Origin of the sequence: Allohoeflea poritis (genome assembly GCF_027889715.1) — a bacterium.
GTDB lineage: Bacteria > Pseudomonadota > Alphaproteobacteria > Rhizobiales > Rhizobiaceae > Hoeflea_A > Hoeflea_A poritis.
The window spans coordinates 14,749-37,248 of sequence record NZ_JAPJZH010000022.1; the positions used below are offsets into that span (position 1 = coordinate 14,749).

Consider the following 22,500-nt stretch of genomic DNA (forward strand, 5'->3'; position numbering starts at 1 on the left):
GATCCGAAGTGCGCGGGCGCACAAAGGATCTTTCTTGGGCCGGACCGCAGCCGCAGCTCTGCATCACATGGCCCGCCTCTCGGTGCCGACCCGGCCCCAGAGCTTGTCTGACGCGATTTTCGCGCCCTGCGCCAAGGCGCTGAGCTTGGCCCAGACCACGCGGTTCTCGACCTCGGTCTTGTAGATCGCCTGGCTGGAAAACCCGCAATCGGTCGAGGCCAGAACGTTCTCGCGGCCGCAGCGGTCAGCGAAACGCACGATCCGCTCGGCAATATATTCGGGGTGCTCCACGACCGAGCTCGCATGCGTGATTACGCCCGGAGCGACGAGCTTGCCGTCCGGCAGTTTCACTTCCTCCCACAGGTGATATTCGTGTTCGTGCCTCGGATTTCCCGCTTCGAAACTGTAGGCGCCGGCGTTCACTTTCAGCACTTCGTTCACCATCATCGGCAAGTCGGGTTCATGGACCCGTGGGCCCTGATTGATGCCATAGCACGTATGATAGCGGATTTTCTCCGCCGGAATGCCCCTGATCGAGTGGTTGACCGTCTCGACAAACATGTTCGCCTTGGCCAGGCGCTCTTTCTCGCTCAGCGACGTGTCCATGTATACGTGAGGCAGGAAGGGATCGTCGACCTGTAACAGAAAACCGGCGTCGATGATCGCATTGTATTCGACCGACAGGGCGTCGGCGACCGCATACATGTACTCTTCCTGGCTGCCGTAATATTCGTTGTGACCGACGCCCGTCACGGCAGCGCAGGGCATGAACGCTTCCTCTACGCCGTGTTTGGTGCACGAGGCGCGCAGATTTTCAAGGTCCTTCTTCAGGGCCTCGTGGCCGACATATTCCACCGGGCCGACGCAGATAACCGGATGGGCGGGTGCGATGGCACCGCCCAGATGGGCGCGGGCGAAATAGTCCTCGTAATACTCCGGAAAGGCCTTTTTCTCGGCGGCATAATAACCCGTATCAAAGCCGGGGCGCTGTTCGTACCCGGTCAGGCGCTCTTCGATATAGATCGCATGGCCGGGTTTGGACATCTCGCCGTCGGCCACGATGTCGATGCCCGCGTCGACCTGCTGGGTCACCATCTGGTCCACCGAGGCGGCGATTTGCGCGTCGAGCGCGCCGGCGTCGTAATCAGCGCCATCCATTTTGAGCTTGAGAATGTCCAGGAGGTCATGGGGCCGGGGCAGGCTGCCGACATGGGTGGTCAGGATTCGCTCTTTGCTGGTTCTCATATGTTCCCACCGGGCGCGTCAGCGCACCCGTCCTCCTCGGTTGATCTTGACCCGTCGGACGATCTCCGCGTCGCGGGTCGCTTTGAAGTCCTCCGGATTCCGTTCGCGCCAATTGTAGAAGCCCTGGCCGGATTTCATGCCAAGCTTCCCCTCCTCAAGAAGCGCGCCCACCGGCGTCTCGCCGGGATCGGTGACGTTGGAAAGATCCGCCCACACGGCTTTGGCCGCATCGGAATTGATCAGGTCCAGCCCCGCCAGATCGGCGTGCTCGAAGGCGCCCATGGCGGGCAGGCGGCTCGCATAGCCGATTTTGAGGATCGTGTCGCAGGCTTCCGGCGTCACCAGGCCCTTGCCGACCAGCGAAGCGAATTCACGCAAGACCGCGTGCTGTATGCGCGCCCAAAGAAAACCGGGAATATCAGGGCACAGAACCGGCGTCTTGCCGGTCGCGAGCAGGAGGTCGGTGGTGACCTTGACCGCCTGATCACTGCTTTTGGCGCCCGGTACGACCTCGACCAGTTCGACCAGGTGCGCCGGCTGCGCGTAATGAGCGATGCAGAAGTTCCCGGGCCGCTTCAGCGCCGACTGGATGGCGCTTGCGGAGAGGGCGGATGTCGTGGACGACAGGATCGCGTCCGACCTGGCAGCGGCTTCCGCCTGCGCCAGCAGGTCCTGTTTGACGGCAATGTCCTCGGCCGCGGCTTCGATCACGAACCCTGCGCCTTCCACGGCACCCGGCAGCCCCGGGCTCGGCGTGATCCGCGTGAGAATTTGTGTTCGCTCGGAAGGATCGGCCAGCCCCTCGGCAGCCAGAAAATCGAAGCCTTCGCCGCAACGCTCCATCGCCGGCGACAGGGCCTCTGCTCTACGGCCCCACAGCCGCACCGTCGCCCCGCCCAGCGCCAGCGAGAGCGCGATCTGCGCCCCCATGGTGCCCGGTCCCAGGACCGTGCAGACGGGAAGGTCAGCCGACATAGTGCCAGCCGCCATCGCGTTGCTCGGCCAGTCCCTTGGCCGCGAAATCCTTCAGGCTCGCATCGATCGAGACCAGCGCCCGCCACTCCCGCACCATGTTCTGATCGTCGCAACATTTATCCCGCAGTTCCGCGAATGAGATGCCGGGATTGGATTTCATATGCGCAACCATCGAAGCCTCGACCTTGTCCACGCGCCGCCGGCAATCATTGACCAGTTCGACGGTCTCGGCCGCCGTCTTGACCTCGTCATGGGCGAACAGGACCGCCTGCACGTCGCGCTCGGAGAGGAAGTGCTCGATCTTGTCGAATGTCGCGCGCATGACATTGGGCTCCTCATAGAGGTAGAGCACCGGGTTGAAGGGCGGCAACAGCGGATCGGCGATCACCAGCGTCCGGGTCGAGCGCTCGAAAAAGCCGATCTCGGCCATCGAATGGCCCAGCACCTCGATCACCTCCAGTTCCACGCCGCCGCCAAGGTCGATGACGTCGCCGTCCTTGACGAAGCGCTCGATCGGCCCTTCGGTCGGCCCCATCCAGTCGAGATACTCTTCCTCCAGGGAAAAGTGCTCGCCTTCGGGGAATGCGTGCACGATCGCCTTGGCGTTCAGCATGTTGTCGGCGACCCGGTCGGCGCGGGCTTCATGGCCCATGATGGTGCATCCGGTTTCGGCTTTCAACCAGCCATTATTGCCGACATGGTCCATGTGCTCGTGGGTTAGCAACAGCAGATCGAGGTCGCCATAGGCGATGCCGAGTTCGTCGAACGCCTGCTGCAGATCGCCCAATCCGCCGTAAAGTCCGCTGTCGATCAACGCGATCTTGTCCGCGCCGCGCACGAAAAACACCCGCGTCGCGGTCTTTCCCTCGTGATCGCCCGGCAGTCCCATCGAGACAACCGAGAACGGCCCCGACTGATGGCTGATGACGGATTTTGCCATGTTCTTCACCTACTTCCCTTTAAATTCCGGTTCGCGTTTTTCCATGAAGGCCGCAATGCCTTCCTTCCCGTCCTGTGTGGCGAACAGCGCTCCGAGGACACGCTGTTCCATCGTCAATCCGGCCGAAAGCGCTGCATCCAGGCCGTCATCGACGACCCGCTTGGCTTCCCGCAAGGCGACCGGAGCCATGCCGGCCAGTTCCTCGGCGAATTCGATCGCCCGGGGCATCAGTGCGTCGGGCGCGCATGCCTCCAGTGCCACGCCATATTCCACGGCCTCCTGGGCCGTGATCATGCGCCCTGTCATCAACAGCTGCTTGGCGCGCATCGGCCCCACCAAGCGGGGCAGGCGCTGTGTCCCACCCCCGCCCGGGAGGAGCCCGAGTTTGATCTCGGGCAAGCCAAGCTTGGTTTTCTCGTTGACGAGTATGAAATCGCAGCACATGGCGAGTTCAAACCCGCCGCCAAGGGCATAGCCGTTGACCGCGCAGATCGTCGCTTGCGGCAGGTTCGCCACGGCGTCGAAGGTCTGGCGCGACCGCCGCTGAAAGCCGTCAAAGGCAACCTGATCGGCGCCGTGATAGCCGGCGATGTCCGCGCCTGCCACAAAGCCGCGCCCGGTGCCGGTCAGGATCACGACGCGTACGTCGTCCTTGCGCCCATGCAGCCCGTTCACATAGTCACCCAGCGCCGCCTGTATCTCGAAATTCAGCGCGCCCAGCGCCTCTTCGCGGTCGACCCGCAGGATCTCAACGGCGCCTTTGCGTTCCAGAACCAGATTGGGGTGGAGACGTTCCTCGCTCATCCCAGAGCTCCCGATGCGCGCAATTCGGCAAGCCGATCCTGCCCCAGAACCTCACCGATGACCTCGTCGGTATGCTCGCCCACCTGCGGCGGCACCTGCCGCAGACAAACGGGGGTCTCGGAAAGGTGGATCGGGTTGGCGATGGTGGTAATCTTGCCGGCCTTCGGGTGATCCATCTCGACCAGCCGGTGCGGTTCCCGGCTGTGGGCGTCTTCCAGGGCCTGCTCGGTGGTCCGCACCGGCGCGCACCACACATCGGCCGCGCCGAGGACATCCAGCAGCTCCGCCGTCGTGAATTTGCGCGTAATCTCGTCAATGCGCAGCTTGGCCGCGTCGCGCTCTTCCCACGGGTCCATCCCGGCCAGCCCCGGGTCTTGCAGAAGTTCCGCCAGCTTGTCGAGCGGGCACATGGCGATGGCGACCCATCCGTCCGAGGTCGGGTGCGGCCCGTAGGGCACGTCATTCCATGCCGAGGCAATGCCCGCCGATGAGCGTTCCAAGGTGATCTTCTGGTTCATCACGGCGAAATTTTCCTGCGCCATGGCATTCAGCGTCGCCTGATACAAATTCGTTTCCACCCGCTGGCCGATGCCGTGTTTGTCGCGCGCCACGATCGCACCGAGGATGCCGATGGCCAGCGCCTGGCTGGCGGCGAAATCGGCGATCGGCGTACCGCAATTGGTGGGCGGGTCGTCGCGCCGCCCGGTGTTCATCATGACGCCGGACATTGCCTGCACCAGCAGATCCTGCCCCGGCATGCCCTTCTTGGCCAGATAGCTGTCGGAACCCCAGCCCGAGCCGCTGGCATAGATGATCCTGGGATTGGCGGCCTTGAAGTCGTCATATCCCAGACCCAGCCGGTCCATGACGCCGGAGCGGAAGTTCTCCGTAACGACATCGCAATGCTTGGACATCTCCAGCAGGGCCTCGCGCCCCTCCGGGCTCTTGAGATCGACCGTGACCGAGCGCTTGTTGCGGTTGAACGCGTGGAAGGCCGCGCTGTCGCCGCCGACCAGCTCGCCGATCATCGGCATGGAACGCATCCACTCGCCCTTTCCTGGGCGTTCGATTTTCAGAACGTCCGCGCCCATATCGGCCAGCATCTGCGTGCAGAGCGGGCCAAGCATCATCTGCGTGAAATCGAGAACGCGAATGCCTTCGAGTGCCAGGCTCCGTTGGGTGGTCATGGTCTCCTCCATCGGTCCAGAGCAAGACTGTCTTGCCATGAATTCCAGTTGGTAATACGATTTACCAAATCTTGCTAGCAGAATATGTGCTTTGTCAAGTGTGCCGGTGATCGTAAGCTCGCCGGGAAAGGAAAACAGGTGGCGACACTTGCTGACATAGCCAAGGCGGCCGGCGTTTCTTCCGCCGTGGTTTCGCGCGTGATCAACAAGGACCCGACACTGCGTGTCGGCAAGGAGACCCGAGAGAGGGTGCTCGAAGCCATCACGGCGCTTGATTATTCGCCGAATATTGCGGCCAAATCCTTGCGTTCCGCCCGTTCCGGGCTCATTGGCATCCTTCTGAACGACATCACGAATCCGGTCTATACCGAGATCCTGCGCGGCGCACAGGCCGCGGCCGTGAGAAACGGAAAGGCGCTGCTGGTATTCGATTCCGCCATGGGTGAGGAAAGCGCGCAAAGGATGGCGACCTTGATCGCGGGCGGTGCCCTCGACGGGCTGATCATACAGGCGTCGGGCGAGGTTTCCGATTCGGTGATTGCCCGCGCCGCCGCGCGCAAAGTGCCGACAGTCCTGCTGCAGGCCGACCTCGAACTCGACGCCCATATGATCAGCCTGCCCGATGAGGATGCGGCGCGCATTGCAACCCGGCATCTGATCGAAAACGGCCACCGCAGGATTGCCTGCATTGCCACCGCACAGGGGATGCGGTTCACCGAGCGCCGTCTCCATGGCTGGCGCTCGGCCCTGGCTGCAGTCGGACTCGATGAAGCGGGGCTCATCTTCGCGCCCTCGGAAATCGATGGCGGCGAAGCGGCCCTGGCTCAACTGACGGCGCAGGCGCCGGATGCGACCGCCATTATGTGTTTCAACGTTCTTTCGGCAATCGGTGCCCTGCGCGGGCTGAACCGCGCCGGCAGGCGTGTGCCGGAAGACGTTTCACTGATCGCGATCCACGACGTTCCCTTTGCCGATGTGCTGAGCACACCACTGACAACAGTCGCCATGCCGCTTCACGAGATGGGATCTTATGCACTGGATGTGTTGTCGCGGGAACAGGCGGTTGCCGGCGAAACCGTCGTCGACAAGGCTCCCAAACTGGTTCGAAGAGGCAGCGTCGCTCCGGCATCCGGTTAGTCAACGTCTCGCGGTTTCCCGCCCGGGAAGGGCCGCCGCCAGGATTGCCGCCGTGGCGATGGTGAGCGCCGACAGCAGGAAGGCCCATGCGCCCGCCCAGGTATAGACAAGACCGCCGGCAATCAGCCCGGCAATGCTGGCCGCCGCGCCCATGCTGCTGGCGAGCCCCTGGACGGCGCCCTGCAGCCTCTCGCCGGACAGGCGCGACAGCATGGCCATGAAGGTCGGCCACATCAGACCGTTGCCGAGGGCGATCAGCGCGCCGGCCGCATAGACGATAATCCCCGAACTGCTCAGCAGCAGGGCGAAACCGCACGCCAGGATCAGGCTTCCCCCGACAACAAGCGTCTTTTCAGGGACCGTTCTGGACAACCGCGCCAGAACGGGTCCCTGGACAAGCACCATGAGCAGGCTCAGCACCGCGAAGAAGGTGCCGGCATCGGTGACGGACCAGTCCAGCCCGAGGGCCGCGTGGGTCGGGAAGGCGACATAGAAGAAGCTGAACCCCAGCATGACGAGGAAATTGACGGCCAGCATGGCCGGCATGTGCGGCAGCTTCAGGATGCTTGCATTCGATGTCTCATCGCAGCCCTTGAGCTCATAGCATTCCTTGGTTTCCTGGCCGAAGACCTTGCAGGCATTGTTGATCCCGGGCTTGGCGTCCAGCAGGTTCGGCCGGCTTTCGCGCAGGCCGAACAGGATCATCAGCGTCGCAAGCGCCGAAATGAGCAGCGCCGCGATGACCGGCAAGACCGGACCGTAGATGGTTGCGCCCAGTATCCCGGCAAGCGCCGGGCCGAGGATGAAGCCGGCATTGGTCGACACCGCCATGCGGCCGAAATTCTCCGTGCGGTGGCTGTCGTCGGTGATATCGGCGAGATAGGCATTGGCGACGGAAACATTGCCGCCGGTCAGGCCGTCGGCGGCGCGGGCAACAAAAAGCACCAGCAGCGGCAGGGTCAGCGTGAACTGGCCGAGCAACGCCGAATCCACTGACAACAGGGCATCGGCCGGCAACAAAAAGGCAGCGAGAAAGATGACCCAGGAGATCAGCGTGCCGAGCTGGCTGACCAGCAGCACCTTGCGCCGGCCGATACTGTCCGACCAGCGGCCGAGGATCGGCGCGCCGATAAGCTGAAATGCCGAATAGGTCGAGGCGAGAATGCCGAAAACAAGCGCATTGCCGCCCCAGTCGGCGACGAGGAAGACAAGGAAGGGCAGGACGATGCTGAAACCCAGCGTGCCGACGAAGTTGATCGACAGGATGGGCAGGAGCGGCCCGAGGCCGGTTGCCGGAGCCGAAGCATGATCCTGTGCCAATCAGACGCCTCCCATCGGTGTCCCCCGGTCAAACTAGCGCCCGGGCGCGGCAAATTCAAAGCCGCGAGCGCACGATGCGACCGCCCTTCATGACGAGCGCCACCGTCTCGCTGGAATTGATGAAGACCGAAAGATCGGCGAGCGGATCGCCATCGACGACGATCAGGTCAGCGAACGCATCCGGCGCGACAACGCCCAGCTTGCCGGCAGCCTGTACGATTTCGGCATTGATCGATGTCGCCGAGCGCAGGACATCGATCGCCGGCTGGATCTGGCCGCGCAGGAAGAGTTCGCGCCCCTGCGTCTTGACGAATTCGTGGCCGTGCAGGTCGCAGCCGAGGCCGAGCTTGACCCCGGCCGCCGCGCAGTGCGCAACCGCCTCCAGCGAACGGCGGTTGACCTCGCGGATCTTTTCGGCGGCTGAGGCGGGAAGGCCGAGGGCGTCGGCGTTTTCCGCGATCAGCTCGCCGGCCGAAAGGGTCGGCACCACAAAGGCGCCGGCCGCGGCGATCATGCCGGCGGTCTCGGCCTCGATGAGGCTGCCATGCTCGATGGTGCGCACGCCGAGCCGCAGGCAGCGCCGTGCCGCATCGTCCGTGTGGCAATGGGCCATCACATAGCTGCCGCGCCGCTCGGCTTCCTCGACGGCGACAGCGATTTCGATGTCGGAAAAATGCGGCATGTCCAGCGGCGCGAGGTCGGTCGACACGCCGCCCGAAACAAAGATCTTGATATGCGTCGCGCCCTTGCGGAACTCCTCGCGCGTCGCCTTGCGCACCTCGTCCGGCCCGTCCACGGCCTGTGTCACGATGCCCGAATAGGCGCAGCCGCAAGGCTCGACATAATTGCGCCTGCGCATATCGCCATGGCCGCCGGTCTGGGTCAGCGCCCGACCGGGAAAATAGAAGCGCGGCCCGTCGATGAGACCCTCGTCGATGGCCAGCTTGAGGCCGAGATCGCCGCCGCCCGCGTCGCGCAGCGTTGTGTAGCCACGATCGAGCGCGCCGGACAATAGCCGCGCCGCGTGCGCGCCCAGCAGAGCCGCCGGCATGCGGTCTGTGCCGTAGAAATCATAGCTCGGCGTATTGGCGTGGTAGTGCGCGTCGATCAGGCCGGGCATAAGAAAACGCCGGCCGATATCGATGCGGGTTGCATCCGGGAAGGTCAGACCTTCACCGATCTCGCGAATGAGCCCGTCGGCGACAAGAACGTCGACCGGTTCGCGGATCGTCTCCGATACGCCGTCGAAAAGCCGCGCATTGGCCAGAATGCAAGCCGTCATGAAATGATACCTCCCGTACAGAACTCAGTTCGTTTTGCCCTTCGGCGTATTATGCTTCGCCGGACTTCATCGTTTGCGCCAGAAAAGCCGAAACCGCCATCGCGCAGAGCCCGGTTTCCGATGCGAGCCGCGCCGGTGCTTCCGGTCCGTACCGACCGGCGCGGTCGGTCAGATTGAGGATGGCGATGGTCCGGTCGTCCGCCACGACGGGATAGTTGATCAAGGACCCGGTCGCCGTCCCGTCGAACCCGTCATAATCCGGCAGCCATTGGGCGATTTCCGCGCGGTTACCGGCGACAATCGGTTGTCTTCGAACAAACAGCTGCTCGAACCAGGCCGACGGTTCGACTTTGTCGGCAGGTCCCAGCGGGTAGGCGGCTTCGTCCGTCGAGAAGATCCGCCGCAACTGCTGTTCTGATGGATCGGCGACCAGAACGGTGAAGAGTTCATAGCCGACGCGCGCCGCCAGCCGGTCGGCAAGCAGCGCGAAGAGCGGTTCATGTGCACCGGCGGCCGCGTGGCCGAGAACAGCCGGATACTCAAGGCGATCCATAGCTCAGCCGCCGATGATGGTCAGTTCACGGTCAAAGCTGCTCAGCGAGACACTGCCGTCTTCGGTCACCAGCACATTGTCCTCGATGCGCACGCCGACATCGCCGATCCGATAGAGGCCGGGCTCCACGGTGAACACCATTCCGGGCACAAGATCCTGATGATTGCCCTCCATGATCTGCGGTGCTTCATGCACGTCGAGACCGAGCCCGTGTCCGGTCTTGTGGACGATCAGGTCTGCAAAGGGCGATGTCCGAAGCACATCGGTTGTCGCCATGTCGACATCGTGAGCGGTGACGCCGGGTGCAGACTTGGCGCGGCCTTCGGCGTTGGCTCGTTTGACTGTCTCGTAGATGGCCCGGTGTTCGTCGCTGACATGTCCGCAGAAGAAAGTGCGGGTCAGATCGGCGCTGTAGCCGCCATAGGCCGCGCCGAAATCGATCAGCAGGGCATCGCCCGGCTCCAGCCGCCGCTCGCCGCTCGGCTCGCCATGCGGGTCCGCCGACATGGCGCCCGTCAGGACGATCGGCTCGAATCCGAACCCCTCAGCGCCGGCGTCCAGCATGGCGATCAGCAGGCGCTGCTGGATCTGGCGCTCGCTCATGCCGGCGCGGACCTGTTCGATGGTCGCGCCCAGCGCCGCCTCGCTGATGGCAATGGCTTCCTTCTGGCATTCGATTTCCCGTGCATCTTTCAGAAGTCGGATGCCGGCGATTGAAGCCTGCGCGTCATGCACCGCACCTTCGCCGAAATGCGCGCGCAAAAGATCGCTTTCGAAAACACGCATGCGCTGTCCTTCAACGCCCAGTTTCTTCACATTCATGCGCGCTGCGATACGGGAAAAGGCACCGCCGGAACCTTCGCTGTCCTGCCAGTATTCGGTGTCCGCATCCGGCATGCCGGCCTGCCAGCGGGCCTTTTCCAGCGACGGGATCACCGCATGTATCTCACCGTCGACGCCGATGAACAGAACGGTCGGCCGCTCCATGAGGTGAAAATGAATACCCGTGAGATAGTAAAAGCTCGGGCCCGGCACCAGCGCGGCCGCATCAAGTCCGTTTTGGCTCAAGGCAGCGGCCAGGCGTGCCCTGCGCTCGGCAAATACGGAGGGATCGGTCATCGGCCCTTGCCTCCGCCGCCCCTGGCCGGCGCGGATATATCCATCTCGTAGCCGACCGCCGGATCGAGCGAATTCTTGATCACCTCGAGTTCGGTGCGCACATGCTGGGCCATCGCCGCGTCGGCCCGGTCGGCATCGCGGTCCTCGATCGCAGAGACCAGTTCCCGGTGCTCGTCGAGGCTGACCTTCGCCTCGTTTTGCCCGAAGGCCGGATAGTAGTGCAGGACATAGGCACGGCGGCCGCAATCGATACTCAGATCGTGGAATTTGCGGGTGAAATAGCTGTGGCAACTCTGGGAAATCTCCCGGTGCAGCGCCAGGTCCGCCCCGTAGATCCTGTAGACGTCGTTGCTCGGCAAGGCTTCCTCATAGGCCTCGGCCGCCGCCGTGATCCGCGTCAGGTTCTCACCCGTTCGCCGGATCGCCGCATGGCGCGCCACGGCGCGGGCGAGCAGCAGATGGCTGTCCAGATATTCGCTCATATTGTCGAGCATGTGCGGCGCGACGATGCTGGTCCGGTTGGGCAGGAAGGAGACGAGGTCCTCGCTGGCAAGCATGACGAGTGCTTCGCGGATCGGTGTCCGCGACATGTCGAAGCGTGCTGCGAGTGCCACCTCGTCAAGCACGGAGCCGGGATCGATACGGATCCACAGAATGTCCTCCCGCAGCTCCTCATAGACACGCGCAGAGCCGCGTTTTCGCTTCGGCTTGTCGCCGGTGGCCAGGTCCAGCTTGATGGGCGGGAAGTCCTTGCGCTGGCCGGTCTTGAGCTTCTTTTTTTTCGTCGATGGATTCATGAGACCTATTGCGACCATTTTCCTCCTCCTCGCAACCCCGCGCCGGGTCCGCCACGAGCGGGCGGCGGCTAGAATCGCACCGCGCATCATAAGCGACGCCGCGCAATACGCCATGGGTTGCAACACCTGCAAGTGTGCATAACGCAGGCGCCAATGCAATCTTGCATAATGTTTGCATAATTAGCTTGCATAAAGTTTGTATAATTAATATGGTTCCTTGTCCAATCAATTTGGACGGGCAAAGGGAGGAAGCAGTGATCAGCAAATTCAAAATGACGGTTTTTGCCGCCGGCCTCGCGGCGGCGGGCCTTTATGCGGGCGCGAGCCAGGCAGAGGACTACAACATCGCGTTCTTCGCGGCATCGTCACAGAACGGTTTCAACCAGGCGATCTACGAAGGCATCGAGGAAAAGGCCAAGGAACTCGGCAATGTAACGACCGAGATCTATGACGGTCAGTTCAACGCCGCGCATCAATACAGCCAGATCGAGGACGTGCTGGCGAGCGGCAAGTTCGACGGCTATGTGGTCATGGCGAACGACACGGTCGGCATTGCCGGCGCTGTCGAGCAGCTTGTTGCAGCCGGAAAACCGGTGGTTTCCACCCTGTTTCCGATCGGCCCGGACCTGACGACGCTCGATCCGCAGGTCGAAGGCCTGACATCGACCGTGGCGTCCCCGCCGGCCGATGGCGCCAAGGCACAGGCCCAGGCGGTCGTCGACCATTGCAAGGACCGCGATCCCTGCAACGTGGTCATCATTATCGGGCAACTGATATTCCCGTTCGACAATCTGCGCTACGAGGCCTTCCGCGAAGTGCTCGACGCGCATGACAACATCAAGGTCGTCGCGACGGGCGAGGGCAGCTACAGCCCCGACGTGTCGCTGACGGCGATGACGGATATCCTGCAGTCCAACTCCGATGTGCATGTCGTCCTGTCGAATGCCGACCAGCATCTCGTCGGCGCCGAAATCGCGCTTGAGGCGGCAGGCTACACGGTTCCGGATCTTTATCTTTCCGGTGGCGGCGCGGCCAATATCGCGATCACCGCGATCCGCGAGGGCCGTTGGGACGCAACGCTTGCCTATTTCCCCAAGACCATGGGCTCGATGGCGCTCGACATCGTCGTCAAGAAGCTGAAAGGCGAGGATGTGCCTTCATCGGTCAATATGGATGAGGTCGGCCCGATGCCGTTCATCATCACCAAGAAAGAACTGGATGCCAGCCCCGACTTCGTCGGCGAGTGGGAACAGTAGGATCGCAATGCGAACCCCGGCGGAGGGCGTGTGCCCTCCGCCCCAACATTCCTAAACAGACGGAACACATCCCGTGACCAGCAACAGCTACCGTATTTCCGCCGACATCGGCGGAACGTTCACCGATATTGTCTATCAGGACCGGGAAAGCGGCGTCTGCGGCGCCACGAAAGTCCTGTCGACGCCCGAAAATCCGGCGCTTGCCGTCATCGAAGGTATCAACAGCGCCGTTCCGGCAGATGCCGAGATCGACTTCTTCGTGCACGGCACGACCGTCGGCCTGAACGCCCTCCTGACCCGCCGCGGCGCCAAGGTGGCGCTGCTGACCACGGAGAATTTCCGCGACATCTACACCATCCAGGGCAATGACCGCGGCGAGATCTTCTCGATCCGCTGGAACAAGCCGGAGCCGCTGGCGACACTCGAACATACTTACACAGTGCGCGAGCGCATTTCCGCCGAGGGCGAGATTGTCACGCCGCTGGACACGGCCGGTCTCGACGAACTGGTCGAGGCGGCGCGGAAGAACGGTTACGAGGCGATTGCCATCTGCTTCCTTTTCGCCTTCCGCAATCCCCGGCACGAACTCGAGGCGGAGGCCTATCTCAGCGAACGTCTTCCGGGCGTCTCCATCGCCGTATCGCACCGGGTCTCGCCGGAATGGCGCGAATTCGACCGTACATCGACAACGGTGATGGACGGTTATCTGGCGCCGGTCGTGCACCGTTACCTGGAAACGCTTATCGGCGAACTCCAGCACCGACTGCCGCCGGATCAGGTTCTGCACGTGATGGAATCGAATGGCGGCGTCATGTCGGCGGCCTCGGCCAGCCGCACGCCCCTGCAGACCCTGCTCTCCGGCCCGGTCGGCGGCGCCATCGGGGGACGCGCTCTGGCCGAGACGACCGGACGCAGGAATCTTATCTGCGTCGATATGGGCGGCACGTCCTTTGACGCAAGTCTCGTGATCGACGGACTGCCGTCGGCCTCCACCGAGACAAGGCTGGAAGGTCTGCCGGTTCAGATATCGGTCGTCGACATTCATGTGATCGGAGCCGGCGGCGGGTCCATCGCCTGGACGGAGGCCGATGCCGTTCGCGTCGGCCCGCAATCGGCGGGATCGAAACCCGGCCCGGCCTGCTACGGGCTCGGCGGCAGCGACCCGACCGTCAGCGACGCCAATCTTGTGCTGGGACGGCTCGACAGCGCCAATTTCTCGAGCGGTGACATCAGTCTCGACCGGGCACTGGCGGAAAAAGCCGTCGGGGCGCTCGGCGCGCAGTTCGGCATGGAGCCGCAGCAGATGGCGCAGGGCATCATCGATATCATCAATGCCAAGATGGCCGATGCCATCCGCACCATCACCATCCGGCGCGGCATCGATCCGCGCGACTTCTCGCTGCTTGCTTTCGGCGGCGCAGGCCCGGCCCAGGCCGCGGCGCTGGCCGAGGAACTGGAAATCGGCGAGGTGATCATACCCGTGCATCCGGGCGCGTTTTCCGCCTGGGGCATGCTGCAGACCGATGTCCGGCACGACTTCAAGGAGACCTTCTATGGTTTCTGGGACCAGGTCGAGAAGGACGATCTGGAGGCCCGTTTCGCAAGGCTTGAAGCCGAAGGGCGTGCCTATCTCATCGAAGAGGGCGTGGGCGAAACAGCGATCGAATTCGAGCGCAGCGCCGATTTCCGCTACCACGGCCAGGAATACGTGCTCACGATTCCGGTCCCGCCCGGCACGATCGACATGGGTGCGGCCCGCAGCGACTTCGACGCCGCCTATGACCGGCAATACGGCCATTCGAGCCCCGAAGGACGCGTCGAAATCGCCAATATCCGTGTGGCTGCGATCGGCAAGCTCGACCGGCCGGACACCGCCGATCCCGAACCGTCCGAGCCGGCCCCGGCCCGTTCGCGCATGGTTTATTTCAGCGGCCAGGAACAGGAAACGGCCATTGTCGACCGCGCCGGTCTTGCGCCCGGTTCGGTAACGCCCGGACCCGCCATCATCGAGGAAGGCACCGCGACCACCCTCGTGCCGCCCGGCTGGCAGGCCGAAGTCATTGCCGGCGGACATCTTTCGGTGAAAAGAACGGAGAATGCACAATGAGCGCCAAGGCCGATCCGATCACCACGGAAGTGGTGCGCAATTTCGTCATCTCCTGCGCCGAGGACATGAACGCGTCCCTGTGGCGCTCCGCATTCTCGGCCATCATCTACGAGGGCCGCGACAGCGCGGTCGCGCTTCTGGATGTCGACGGCAACATGCTTGGCCAGTCGACGGGCGTGCCGCTGTTCATCGGCGCGATTGACGCCTGCGTGCATCTCGTCAAGGAGCGCTATGGCGACGACATGGCGCAGGGCGACATCTTCCTCATCAATGACAGCTACCTGCAGGGCACCCATCTGCACGACATCACCGCCGTCGGCCCGATCTTCCACGAGGGCACGCTGGTCGGCTTCGGCGCCGCGCGCGCCCACTGGAACGATATCGGCGCCATCGATCCGGGCTCGACCATGGGCTCCACCTCGATCTATCACGAGGGCATTCGCCTCGGACCGACCCGCATCATGCGCAAGTTCGAGCCGATCGAGGAATGGTACGATCTTCTGCGGCGCAACACCCGCATGCCTGATATGTCGATCGGCGATCTGAATGCCCAGATCGCCTCGATCCGGACGGGCGAGCGCCGTCTCGGCCAGCTTCTCGACCGGATCGGCATCGAGACCTACAAGAGCGCCTGCGAGAATATTTTCGAACAGGCGCGCCGCCTCGACCGCGAGGCGATCGCGGCCCTCAAGGACGGCACCTATGCGCGCGAGGGCTATCTGGACGATGACGGCGTCGGCGACGAACCCGTCAAGATCGCCATGTCCATGACCATCGATGGCGAGCGCATGATTATCGACCTTGAAGGAACGTCCGGGCCGGTGCTCGGTTCGATCAATTGCGGCGCGGTGCAGACCAAGTCGCTTTTACGCCTTGCCTACAAGACGATGATCAATCCCGACCGCGCCATCACCGGCGGCTCGTTCGAGACGATGACGGTCAAAATTCCCGACGACTGCCTGTTCAATGCCCGCGAACCGGCGGCCTGCGAATGGTATTTCACCGGTCTCGGACTGCTCGCCGACCTGATGATCTCCTGCATGAGCGAAGCGATGCCGGACAAGGCGAAAGCCGCGCATTATGGTGATTCCATGGTCGCGGCGTTCTTCTCGATGGACGAAAAGCGCGGTCAGTGGATCTCGGTCGAGCCGACGGCCGGCGGCTGGGGCGGCGGCGTCGGCAGCGACGGCCAGTCGGCGCTCGTCAACCTCGTCAATGGCGGGTTCCGCAATATTCCGGCCGAGGTCTATGAGACCAAGTTCCCGGTGCGTATCGAGGAGTTCTCCATTCGCCGCGACTCCGGCGGACCCGGTCGCTGGCGCGGCGGCTGCGGTGTCGTGCGGACCTACAAGCTGCTCGAGGACTGCTTCAGCGCGCTCTGGTTCGAACGCTCCAGAACGCCGGCCTGGGGCCTTGAGGGCGGCGCCGACGGTTCCGGCCCCGAAAACACCATCACCCACCCGGACGGAACCTCGGAGAAACTGCTGAAGATGCGCGCGCGGGAGTTTCCGGCCGGAACGGTCGTCGAGACCCGGACGGGCGGCGGTGGCGGCTATGGCAATCCGAAGGCAAGACCATTCGATGAGGTGCTCGCCGACGTCCGACAGGGCTATGTCTCTGTTCAGGCGGCGTGGAATGACTATGGTGTTCGCATAGCCGGAGACATGAGCGTTGACGAAACCGCATCCCAACCGCGCCAATCGGACTGAAGCCGGGAAGAACGATGTCGGCTGACGAGGTTCCGGACCGGGGCGAACCCTGCATCCGCCTGCGCGGCATCGGCAAGTCGTTCGGCGGCGTGTCGGTGCTTGCCGATATCGATCTCGACATCGGGACCGGTGAGATCCACGGCCTTGTCGGCGAGAACGGCGCCGGCAAGTCGACGCTCGGCAAGATCATTGGCGGATATTACTCCGCCGGCGCCGGCAGCATCGAGGTATTCGGGGAAACGGTCGGTTCCTGGACGCCGCCGCTCGCCCTTGAACGCGGCATTGCCATGATGCATCAGGAACTGCAGCTCGTGCCGGCGCTGTCGGTCGCGCAGAACGTATTCCTTGGCATAGAAGAAGAACGTTACGGCATTCTCAGGCAGACCGAGAATGTACGGTTGGCCGATGTCATGGCCACATCGGGCTTCGCGCTCGATCCGGCGGCGATCACGTCCGACCTTTCCATAGCCGATCAGCAGAAGATCGAGATCATGCGCGCCCTGGCGCGTGAGGCCCGGGTCATCGTTATGGACGAGCCGACCTCGTCGCTGACCGCGGACGAGGCGGAGCGGCTGCACGAGACCATGCTGCGCCTGAAGGAAACCGGAACGACGATCATCTATGTCTCGCATTTTCTCGACGACATTCTTCGCGTCTGCGACCGCGTGACCGTTTTGCGCGACGGAAGTCTGGTGCGCACCGCCGATGCGGCCGACGAGACCAAGGGCTCCCTGGTGTCCGCCATGCTCGGCGGCAGCCGCTCGGAAACGCCCTATCCGGCAAAGGTGCGTTCGGAATTCGCCGGCGAAAAGCCCGTGCTTTGGGTCGATGGCCTCAGCGCGCCGACGGGCGTTTCCGACGTGTCGCTCGAAGTGCGCCCCGGCGAGATCGTCGGGCTGATGGGCCTGGTGGGCAGCGGACGGACCGAAATCGTGCGCGCGATCTTCGGCGCCGACAGCGCGAGCAGCGGCGAGGTGCGCCTGAACGGCATACCCTATGCCAACCGCACGCCGGCCAGTTCAGCCGAGCGCGGCATGGTCATGGTTCCGGAAGACCGTCGCAAGCAGGGCCTTGTCATGACCGTGCCGGTCCGCGCCAATATGACGCTGCCGCATCTGAAACATTTCACCATGGCCGGAGGGGTGATCCGCGCGGCGCTGGAGCGTGGCCGCGTTCAGGCGCTGATCGACTATTTTCGGGTCGTGCCGGCCCGTATCGACGGCGATGTCACCCACTATTCCGGCGGCAATCAGCAGAAGGTTCTGCTCGGCAAATGGCTGATGCGCGATCCGGGCATGGTCATCCTCGATGAGCCGAGCCGCGGCGTCGATGTCGGCGCTCGCCAGCGCATTCATGAGGCCATTGCCGATCTTGCCCAAAAGGGCGCCGGTGTGCTCCTGATCTCCTCGGAAATCGAGGAGGTCCTCGGGCTCGCCCACCGCGCCTATCTTGTCCACGAGGGAACGCTTGTGGGCGAAGTCGATCCCGACAACGCGACCACGCAGGACGTGCTGTGGACGCTTTTCCACCAGGACGATCCCAATATCGACACATCAAGGGGTAGCGCGCCGTGACATCCGTGCTTTCTTCCGCCCGTATAGCCCGGTTCTTCCAGACTTACGCCGTTCTCATCATGATCGCGCTGCTGATCGTGGCGCTCAGCCTGATGAGCGACAGTTTCCTGACTTTCCGGAACCTACAGAACATCCTCAACCAGAACGCCCCGCTGGCCATCATGGCGAGTGCCATGACCCTGGTCATTATCGGCGGCGGCTTCGACCTTTCGGTGGGCTCGATTTTCGCGGTCGCCGGCGTCTCGGCCGCTTGGATCGCGCTCAATGTCGATCCGTTCCTGGGGCTTGCCATCGCCCCGTTCATCGGCCTGGCGCTCGGCACAATGAACGGCATTGTCATCACGACGCTCAATATCCACTCCTTCCTGGCGACGATCGCCACAAGCATGGTCTTCAAGGGTGTTGCCATCCTGATCACCGACGGGCGGCTGATTCCGGTACGCATCGCCGAATTCACCTGGCTCGGACGCGACAAGATCGGCGGCATCTTCATTGCCGTCATCGTCATGATCGCCTTCGCCGTGATCCTGACCTTCGCGCTGAACCGCACATCGTTCGGTCGCAAGGTCTATTCGGTGGGCGGTAACGAGGAAGCGGCGATCCTTTCGGGCGTGCGCACCGACCGCATCAAGATCGCCACCTTCGCCATTGCCGGCATGGCGGCGGGACTGGCCGCGGCGATCTCGGTTTCGCGCATCTCCATGGGCCAGCCCGGTGCCGGGATCGGCATGGAACTGCAGGCCATCGCCGCCGTCATTCTCGGCGGAACCAGTATTTACGGCGGCGCCGGCGCGGTCTGGCGCAGCATCGCCGGCGTTTTGCTGCTGGCATTGATCAACAACGGATTTAATATCCTCAATGCCGATCCCTTCTATCGCGATCTGACCACAGGCCTTATTATCCTCGCGGCCGTCGGCATCAGCGCCTCGGGCCAGCGGCGTTAGCGCAGGTGGAAAACGACAGATATGGCGAACCACACGTTCCAGTGCATCGATGGGCACACATGCGGCAATCCGGTGCGTGTGGTCAGCGGCGGTGCGCCGCCCCTGCAAGGCGATACGATGCTGGAGCGCCGGGCGCATTTTCTGGCCGAGTTCGACTGGATACGCACTGGCCTGATGTTCGAGCCGCGCGGACATGACCAGATGTCCGGCTCGATCCTCTATCCGCCGACGCGCGACGATTGCGATGTCGGCATCCTGTTCATCGAGACGTCCGGCTGCCTGCCGATGTGCGGGCACGGCACCATCGGCACGGTGACCACGGCCATCGAACACGGCCTGGTCTCACCGCGCACACCCGGTGAATTGCGCCTCGACACGCCGGCAGGCCTTGTCGTTGCGAAATACCGGCAGGAAGGCCGGTTCGTCGAGGAAGTGCGCATCACCAACGTTCCATCCTTCTTCCATGAATCCGGCTTGTCGGCGCAGATCGATGGATTGGGAACGGTCACGGTGGATGTCGCCTATGGCGGCAATTTCTACGCCATTGTGGAGCCGCAGGAGGCGTTCTCGGACATGGCCGAACACAGCGCGTCCGAACTGGTGGGCTGGAGCCCGAAACTGCGGGTGGCGCTGAATGCGAAATACACCTTCGTCCATCCGGAGAAGCCCGAAATCCAGGGCCTGTCTCATATCATGTGGACGGGCAAGCCGAATGCGCCCGGCGCCCATGCCCGCAATGCCGTTTTTTACGGCGACAAGGCACTGGACCGCTCCCCCTGCGGGACCGGCACATCCGCCCGCATGGCGCTGGAACATGCGCGGGGAAACCTGTCGGTGGGCGGCGATTTCGTGCATGAGAGCATCATCGGATCGCTCTTCAACGGACGGGTCGAAGAGGAGACGCAAGTCGCCGGCCGCAAGGCGATCATTCCCTCCATAGGCGGCTGGGCGCGCGTCACCGGCTTCAGCACGATCTTCATCGACGACCGCGATCCTTATGCGCACGGCTTCGTCGTGACCTGACGGAAGGCACCCATGCGCTCCACAAAAGTAGTTCACGTCGTCAGCTGCCATGCCGAGGGAGAGGTGGGCGATGTCATTGTCGGCGGCGTCGCGCCGCCACCCGGCGACACGCTGTGGCAGCAGCGCGAATTCATCGCGGCCGACGGGACCTTGCGCAATTTCGTCCTCAACGAGCCGCGCGGCGGCGTCTTCCGGCACGTCAATCTGCTGGTCCCGCCCAAACATCCTGACGCTGTGATGGGTTTCATCATCATGGAGCCCGAAGATACACCGCCCATGTCGGGCTCGAATTCGATCTGCGTTGCGACCGTGCTTTTCGATACGGGGATCGTTGCGATGCGTGAACCGGTAACGGAAATGGTTCTGGAGGCGCCCGGCGGTCTGGTGCGGGTGAGGGCCGAATGCCGGGACGGAAAGGCGCAAAGCATCACCGTACAGAACCTGCCCTCCTTCGCTGCCCGGCTGGATGCAGACCTGGAGGTCGAGGGTCTCGGAACGCTCAATGTCGATACTGCATTCGGCGGTGACAGTTTTGTCATGGTCGATGCCGAGGCGCTGGGGTTTGGTCTCGTGGAATCAGAGGCCCGCGAGCTGGCGCAGCTTGGCGTGCGCATTACCGCGGCGGCCAATGAACAGCTTGGCTTCTCCCATCCCGAGCTTCCCGGTTGGGACCATATCTCCTTTTGCCTCTTCGCCGGGCCGCTGGAACAAACGGATGCGGACCTGGCCGCGCGGTCCGCCGTCGCCATCCGGCCCGGCAAGATCGACCGCTCGCCGACGGGGACGGCCGTATCGGCACGCATGGCGGTGCTGCATGCGCGCGGGCGCATGCAAGCCGGCGATGCCTTGGAGGCGCGCTCGATCATCGGTTCGGTTTTCCGCGGCAGGATCGCCGATGAGACGCGGGTGGGCGGAAAGCCGGCCATTGTTCCCGAGATCACCGGCCGGGCCTGGGTCACCGGCACGCATCAACACATGCTCGATCCGGATGATCCCTGGCCGGAGGGCTATCGGATCAGCGATACCTGGGGCCTTAGGGATTGAGATTGAATGCCCGTCGGGCTGCCTTGCGGCCCGTAGTACAGATGCCTTCGAGCCGCCCATGAAAACCCGCCCATATGTTGCATTTGTCGCCCGTGCGGGCCAACATCGGCGCCTGTTGCGTAAACAACCGGATATTGGGCGTCCCGATGGCAGACGGTAGCAAAAGTCAGAACCTGCCGCGCGGTTTCTGTATTCTTCCCTGGATCAATCAGCACATCGCAACGACGGGCGCGATTTCGCCGTGCTGCGAGTTCGATGGAGACGTGGCGAACCTGTCGCAATCCTCGCTGAACGAAGCCTGGAACAGCAATGCGCTGGAGGAAATCCGCAACGCATTTCTGGAAGGTCGGCCGCTGCCGGCCTGCCGCAAATGTTTCGACCGGGAGACCCATGAGGGTGCGAGTCTGCGGCTTGAATCCAATCGGCTGTTTTCCCACTGGATCGAGCGTTATGACGCCGGTGCCGGCGAAGTGCCGGAGGCGCCTCCGCATCCGGTATCCTACGACCTTCGGTTTTCCAATCTCTGCAATTTCAGGTGCCGCAGTTGCTGGCACGGATCGAGTTCCAGATGGTATTCCGACGGCAAGGCCATCGGCGTCACCATGGCCGACAAGGCGGAGATCAACAGCTTCAGGAACGTCGACGATTTCATCGGTCAGGTCGGTGCAGGTCTTGACGGCGTCGAGCGAATATATTTTGCCGGCGGTGAACCGCTGATGATGTCGGAACACTACGCGCTGCTTGAGCAACTGATCCGGTGCGGGCGCACGGACGTGGCGCTGGCCTATAACAGCAACATGTCGGTGAACGCGTTTCGCGGCCAATCGATTTTCGATCTGTGGAGAAAGTTCCCGAACATCAAAGTGGCCGCTAGTGTGGACGCGACGGGAGACCTCGGCGCAATGGTCCGCAACGGTTTTGATTGGGAGGTTTTTGCCTCCAACATTCAAACGCTGCGCGAAAGCTGTCCGCATGTGGACCTTGAATTCGGTGTGACGGTTTCGGTGCTGAACATACGGAACCTGCGCGAATTGCTGGAAGCGCTTGAGAGGGAATTCAGTGCGCCGCCGGGCGCAATCTACCTGCACTCGCTTCAGGAGCCCGAATTCTACAGCACGCAGATTCTTCCCGCCTGGCAAAAGCGCCGGGTGTCAAAAGACCTTGAAGCCTATGTGGAGGCAATCGCGCAACGGACCGGTCCGGCCGGTCGGGGACGCGATGATCATATTCGGCTGGTGCGCGGCATCATCGATTACATGAATGGCCGTGACCTGTCGGCACAGTTTGAAAAATTTGCCAGGATGACCCGGAAACTCGACACGCTGCGCGGCGAGGACAGCCTGGGCCTTCTTCCGGAGCTGGCACCCTATCTCGGGCGGTCGCAAAAGAAGCTGCCGCGGATGTTGCGCAAGGTCAACAAGCTGTTGCCCGGCCGGGTCTGAAGCCTAAGCGCAGGGGTGCGAACCGATAGCAGGTGAATTGTT

19 protein-coding genes are annotated in these 22,500 nt (G+C 63.0%); 9 read left to right on the top strand and 10 right to left on the bottom strand.

The features are described from left to right. Positions 1-63 precede the first annotated feature (63 nt). The 5 genes from OOZ53_RS23600 to OOZ53_RS23620 are packed head-to-tail and all read right to left on the bottom strand — an operon-like array spanning position 64 to position 5,151. Positions 64-1,245 carry a cobalamin-independent methionine synthase II family protein gene (locus tag OOZ53_RS23600; protein ID WP_271092228.1) on the bottom strand — a complete coding sequence of 394 codons (1,182 nt, stop codon included), beginning with the start codon at positions 1,243-1,245 and terminating at the stop codon, positions 64-66. An 18-nt stretch (positions 1,246-1,263) separates the two neighbouring features. Then, positions 1,264-2,235 (bottom strand): 3-hydroxyacyl-CoA dehydrogenase family protein, encoded by a 972-nt coding sequence (locus OOZ53_RS23605; protein WP_271092229.1) that lies wholly within the window; start codon positions 2,233-2,235, stop codon positions 1,264-1,266. Beyond that, the gene (locus OOZ53_RS23610; protein WP_271092230.1) at positions 2,210-3,160 is read right to left on the bottom strand and encodes an MBL fold metallo-hydrolase; all 951 of its coding nucleotides are present in this window, start codon (positions 3,158-3,160) and stop codon (positions 2,210-2,212) included. Before OOZ53_RS23610 ends, OOZ53_RS23605 begins: the two co-directional genes overlap by 26 nt. A gap of 9 nt (positions 3,161-3,169) precedes the next feature. Continuing rightward, the gene (locus OOZ53_RS23615) at positions 3,170-3,964 is read right to left on the bottom strand and encodes an enoyl-CoA hydratase/isomerase family protein (protein ID WP_271092231.1); all 795 of its coding nucleotides are present in this window, start codon (positions 3,962-3,964) and stop codon (positions 3,170-3,172) included. Further along, positions 3,961-5,151, bottom strand: a complete 1,191-nt coding sequence (locus OOZ53_RS23620) for a CaiB/BaiF CoA transferase family protein (protein ID WP_271092232.1) — start codon at positions 5,149-5,151, stop codon at positions 3,961-3,963. The genes OOZ53_RS23615 and OOZ53_RS23620 overlap by 4 nt, the downstream gene beginning before the upstream one ends. 138 nt (positions 5,152-5,289) lie before the next feature. On the opposite strand from OOZ53_RS23620, the gene OOZ53_RS23625 reads away from it, so the two are divergent. After that, the gene (locus OOZ53_RS23625) at positions 5,290-6,288 is read left to right on the top strand and encodes a LacI family DNA-binding transcriptional regulator (protein ID WP_271092233.1); all 999 of its coding nucleotides are present in this window, start codon (positions 5,290-5,292) and stop codon (positions 6,286-6,288) included. Here OOZ53_RS23625 and OOZ53_RS23630 read toward each other — a convergent pair whose 3' ends face one another. The 5 genes from OOZ53_RS23630 to OOZ53_RS23650 are packed head-to-tail and all read right to left on the bottom strand — an operon-like array spanning position 6,289 to position 11,377. Beyond that, positions 6,289-7,608 carry an MFS transporter gene (locus tag OOZ53_RS23630; protein WP_271092234.1) on the bottom strand — a complete coding sequence of 440 codons (1,320 nt, stop codon included), beginning with the start codon at positions 7,606-7,608 and terminating at the stop codon, positions 6,289-6,291. 55 nt (positions 7,609-7,663) lie between these two features. Then, positions 7,664-8,890 (bottom strand): metal-dependent hydrolase family protein, encoded by a 1,227-nt coding sequence (locus tag OOZ53_RS23635; protein ID WP_271092235.1) that lies wholly within the window; start codon positions 8,888-8,890, stop codon positions 7,664-7,666. 49 nt (positions 8,891-8,939) lie between these two features. Beyond that, positions 8,940-9,443, bottom strand: coding sequence for a GAF domain-containing protein (locus OOZ53_RS23640; RefSeq protein WP_271092236.1), 504 nt, complete (start codon positions 9,441-9,443; stop codon positions 8,940-8,942). Positions 9,444-9,446: 3 nt separating this feature from the next. Further along, positions 9,447-10,562 carry a M24 family metallopeptidase gene (locus tag OOZ53_RS23645; protein WP_271092237.1) on the bottom strand — a complete coding sequence of 372 codons (1,116 nt, stop codon included), beginning with the start codon at positions 10,560-10,562 and terminating at the stop codon, positions 9,447-9,449. Continuing rightward, on the bottom strand, positions 10,559-11,377 hold the full coding sequence (locus tag OOZ53_RS23650; RefSeq protein WP_271092238.1) for a GntR family transcriptional regulator: 819 nt from the start codon (positions 11,375-11,377) through the stop codon (positions 10,559-10,561). The genes OOZ53_RS23645 and OOZ53_RS23650 overlap by 4 nt, the downstream gene beginning before the upstream one ends. Before the next feature lie 236 nt (positions 11,378-11,613). On the opposite strand from OOZ53_RS23650, the gene OOZ53_RS23655 reads away from it, so the two are divergent. From OOZ53_RS23655 to OOZ53_RS23690, 8 genes are all read left to right on the top strand, one after another. Beyond that, a complete protein-coding gene (locus OOZ53_RS23655; RefSeq protein ID WP_271092239.1) occupies positions 11,614-12,615 on the top strand; it encodes a sugar ABC transporter substrate-binding protein in 1,002 nt (333 codons plus the stop codon). 73 nt (positions 12,616-12,688) lie between these two features. Beyond that, positions 12,689-14,722 (top strand): hydantoinase/oxoprolinase family protein, encoded by a 2,034-nt coding sequence (locus tag OOZ53_RS23660; protein WP_271092240.1) that lies wholly within the window; start codon positions 12,689-12,691, stop codon positions 14,720-14,722. Then, a complete protein-coding gene (locus OOZ53_RS23665; RefSeq protein WP_271092241.1) occupies positions 14,719-16,431 on the top strand; it encodes a hydantoinase B/oxoprolinase family protein in 1,713 nt (570 codons plus the stop codon). The genes OOZ53_RS23660 and OOZ53_RS23665 overlap by 4 nt, the downstream gene beginning before the upstream one ends. 14 nt (positions 16,432-16,445) lie before the next feature. Beyond that, entirely contained in the window at positions 16,446-18,005 is a 1,560-nt protein-coding gene (locus OOZ53_RS23670) for a sugar ABC transporter ATP-binding protein (RefSeq protein WP_271092242.1), read from the top strand. Further along, on the top strand, positions 18,002-18,949 hold the full coding sequence (locus OOZ53_RS23675) for an ABC transporter permease (protein WP_271092243.1): 948 nt from the start codon (positions 18,002-18,004) through the stop codon (positions 18,947-18,949). Before OOZ53_RS23670 ends, OOZ53_RS23675 begins: the two co-directional genes overlap by 4 nt. A gap of 21 nt (positions 18,950-18,970) precedes the next feature. Then, entirely contained in the window at positions 18,971-19,972 is a 1,002-nt protein-coding gene (locus tag OOZ53_RS23680) for a 4-hydroxyproline epimerase (RefSeq protein WP_271092244.1), read from the top strand. A gap of 12 nt (positions 19,973-19,984) precedes the next feature. Then, positions 19,985-21,016: a trans-3-hydroxy-L-proline dehydratase gene (locus tag OOZ53_RS23685; protein WP_271092245.1), complete on the top strand. Its 1,032-nt coding sequence runs from the start codon at positions 19,985-19,987 to the stop codon at positions 21,014-21,016. A gap of 146 nt (positions 21,017-21,162) precedes the next feature. Then, entirely contained in the window at positions 21,163-22,458 is a 1,296-nt protein-coding gene (locus tag OOZ53_RS23690; RefSeq protein ID WP_271092246.1) for a twitch domain-containing radical SAM protein, read from the top strand. Positions 22,459-22,500 lie beyond the last annotated feature (42 nt).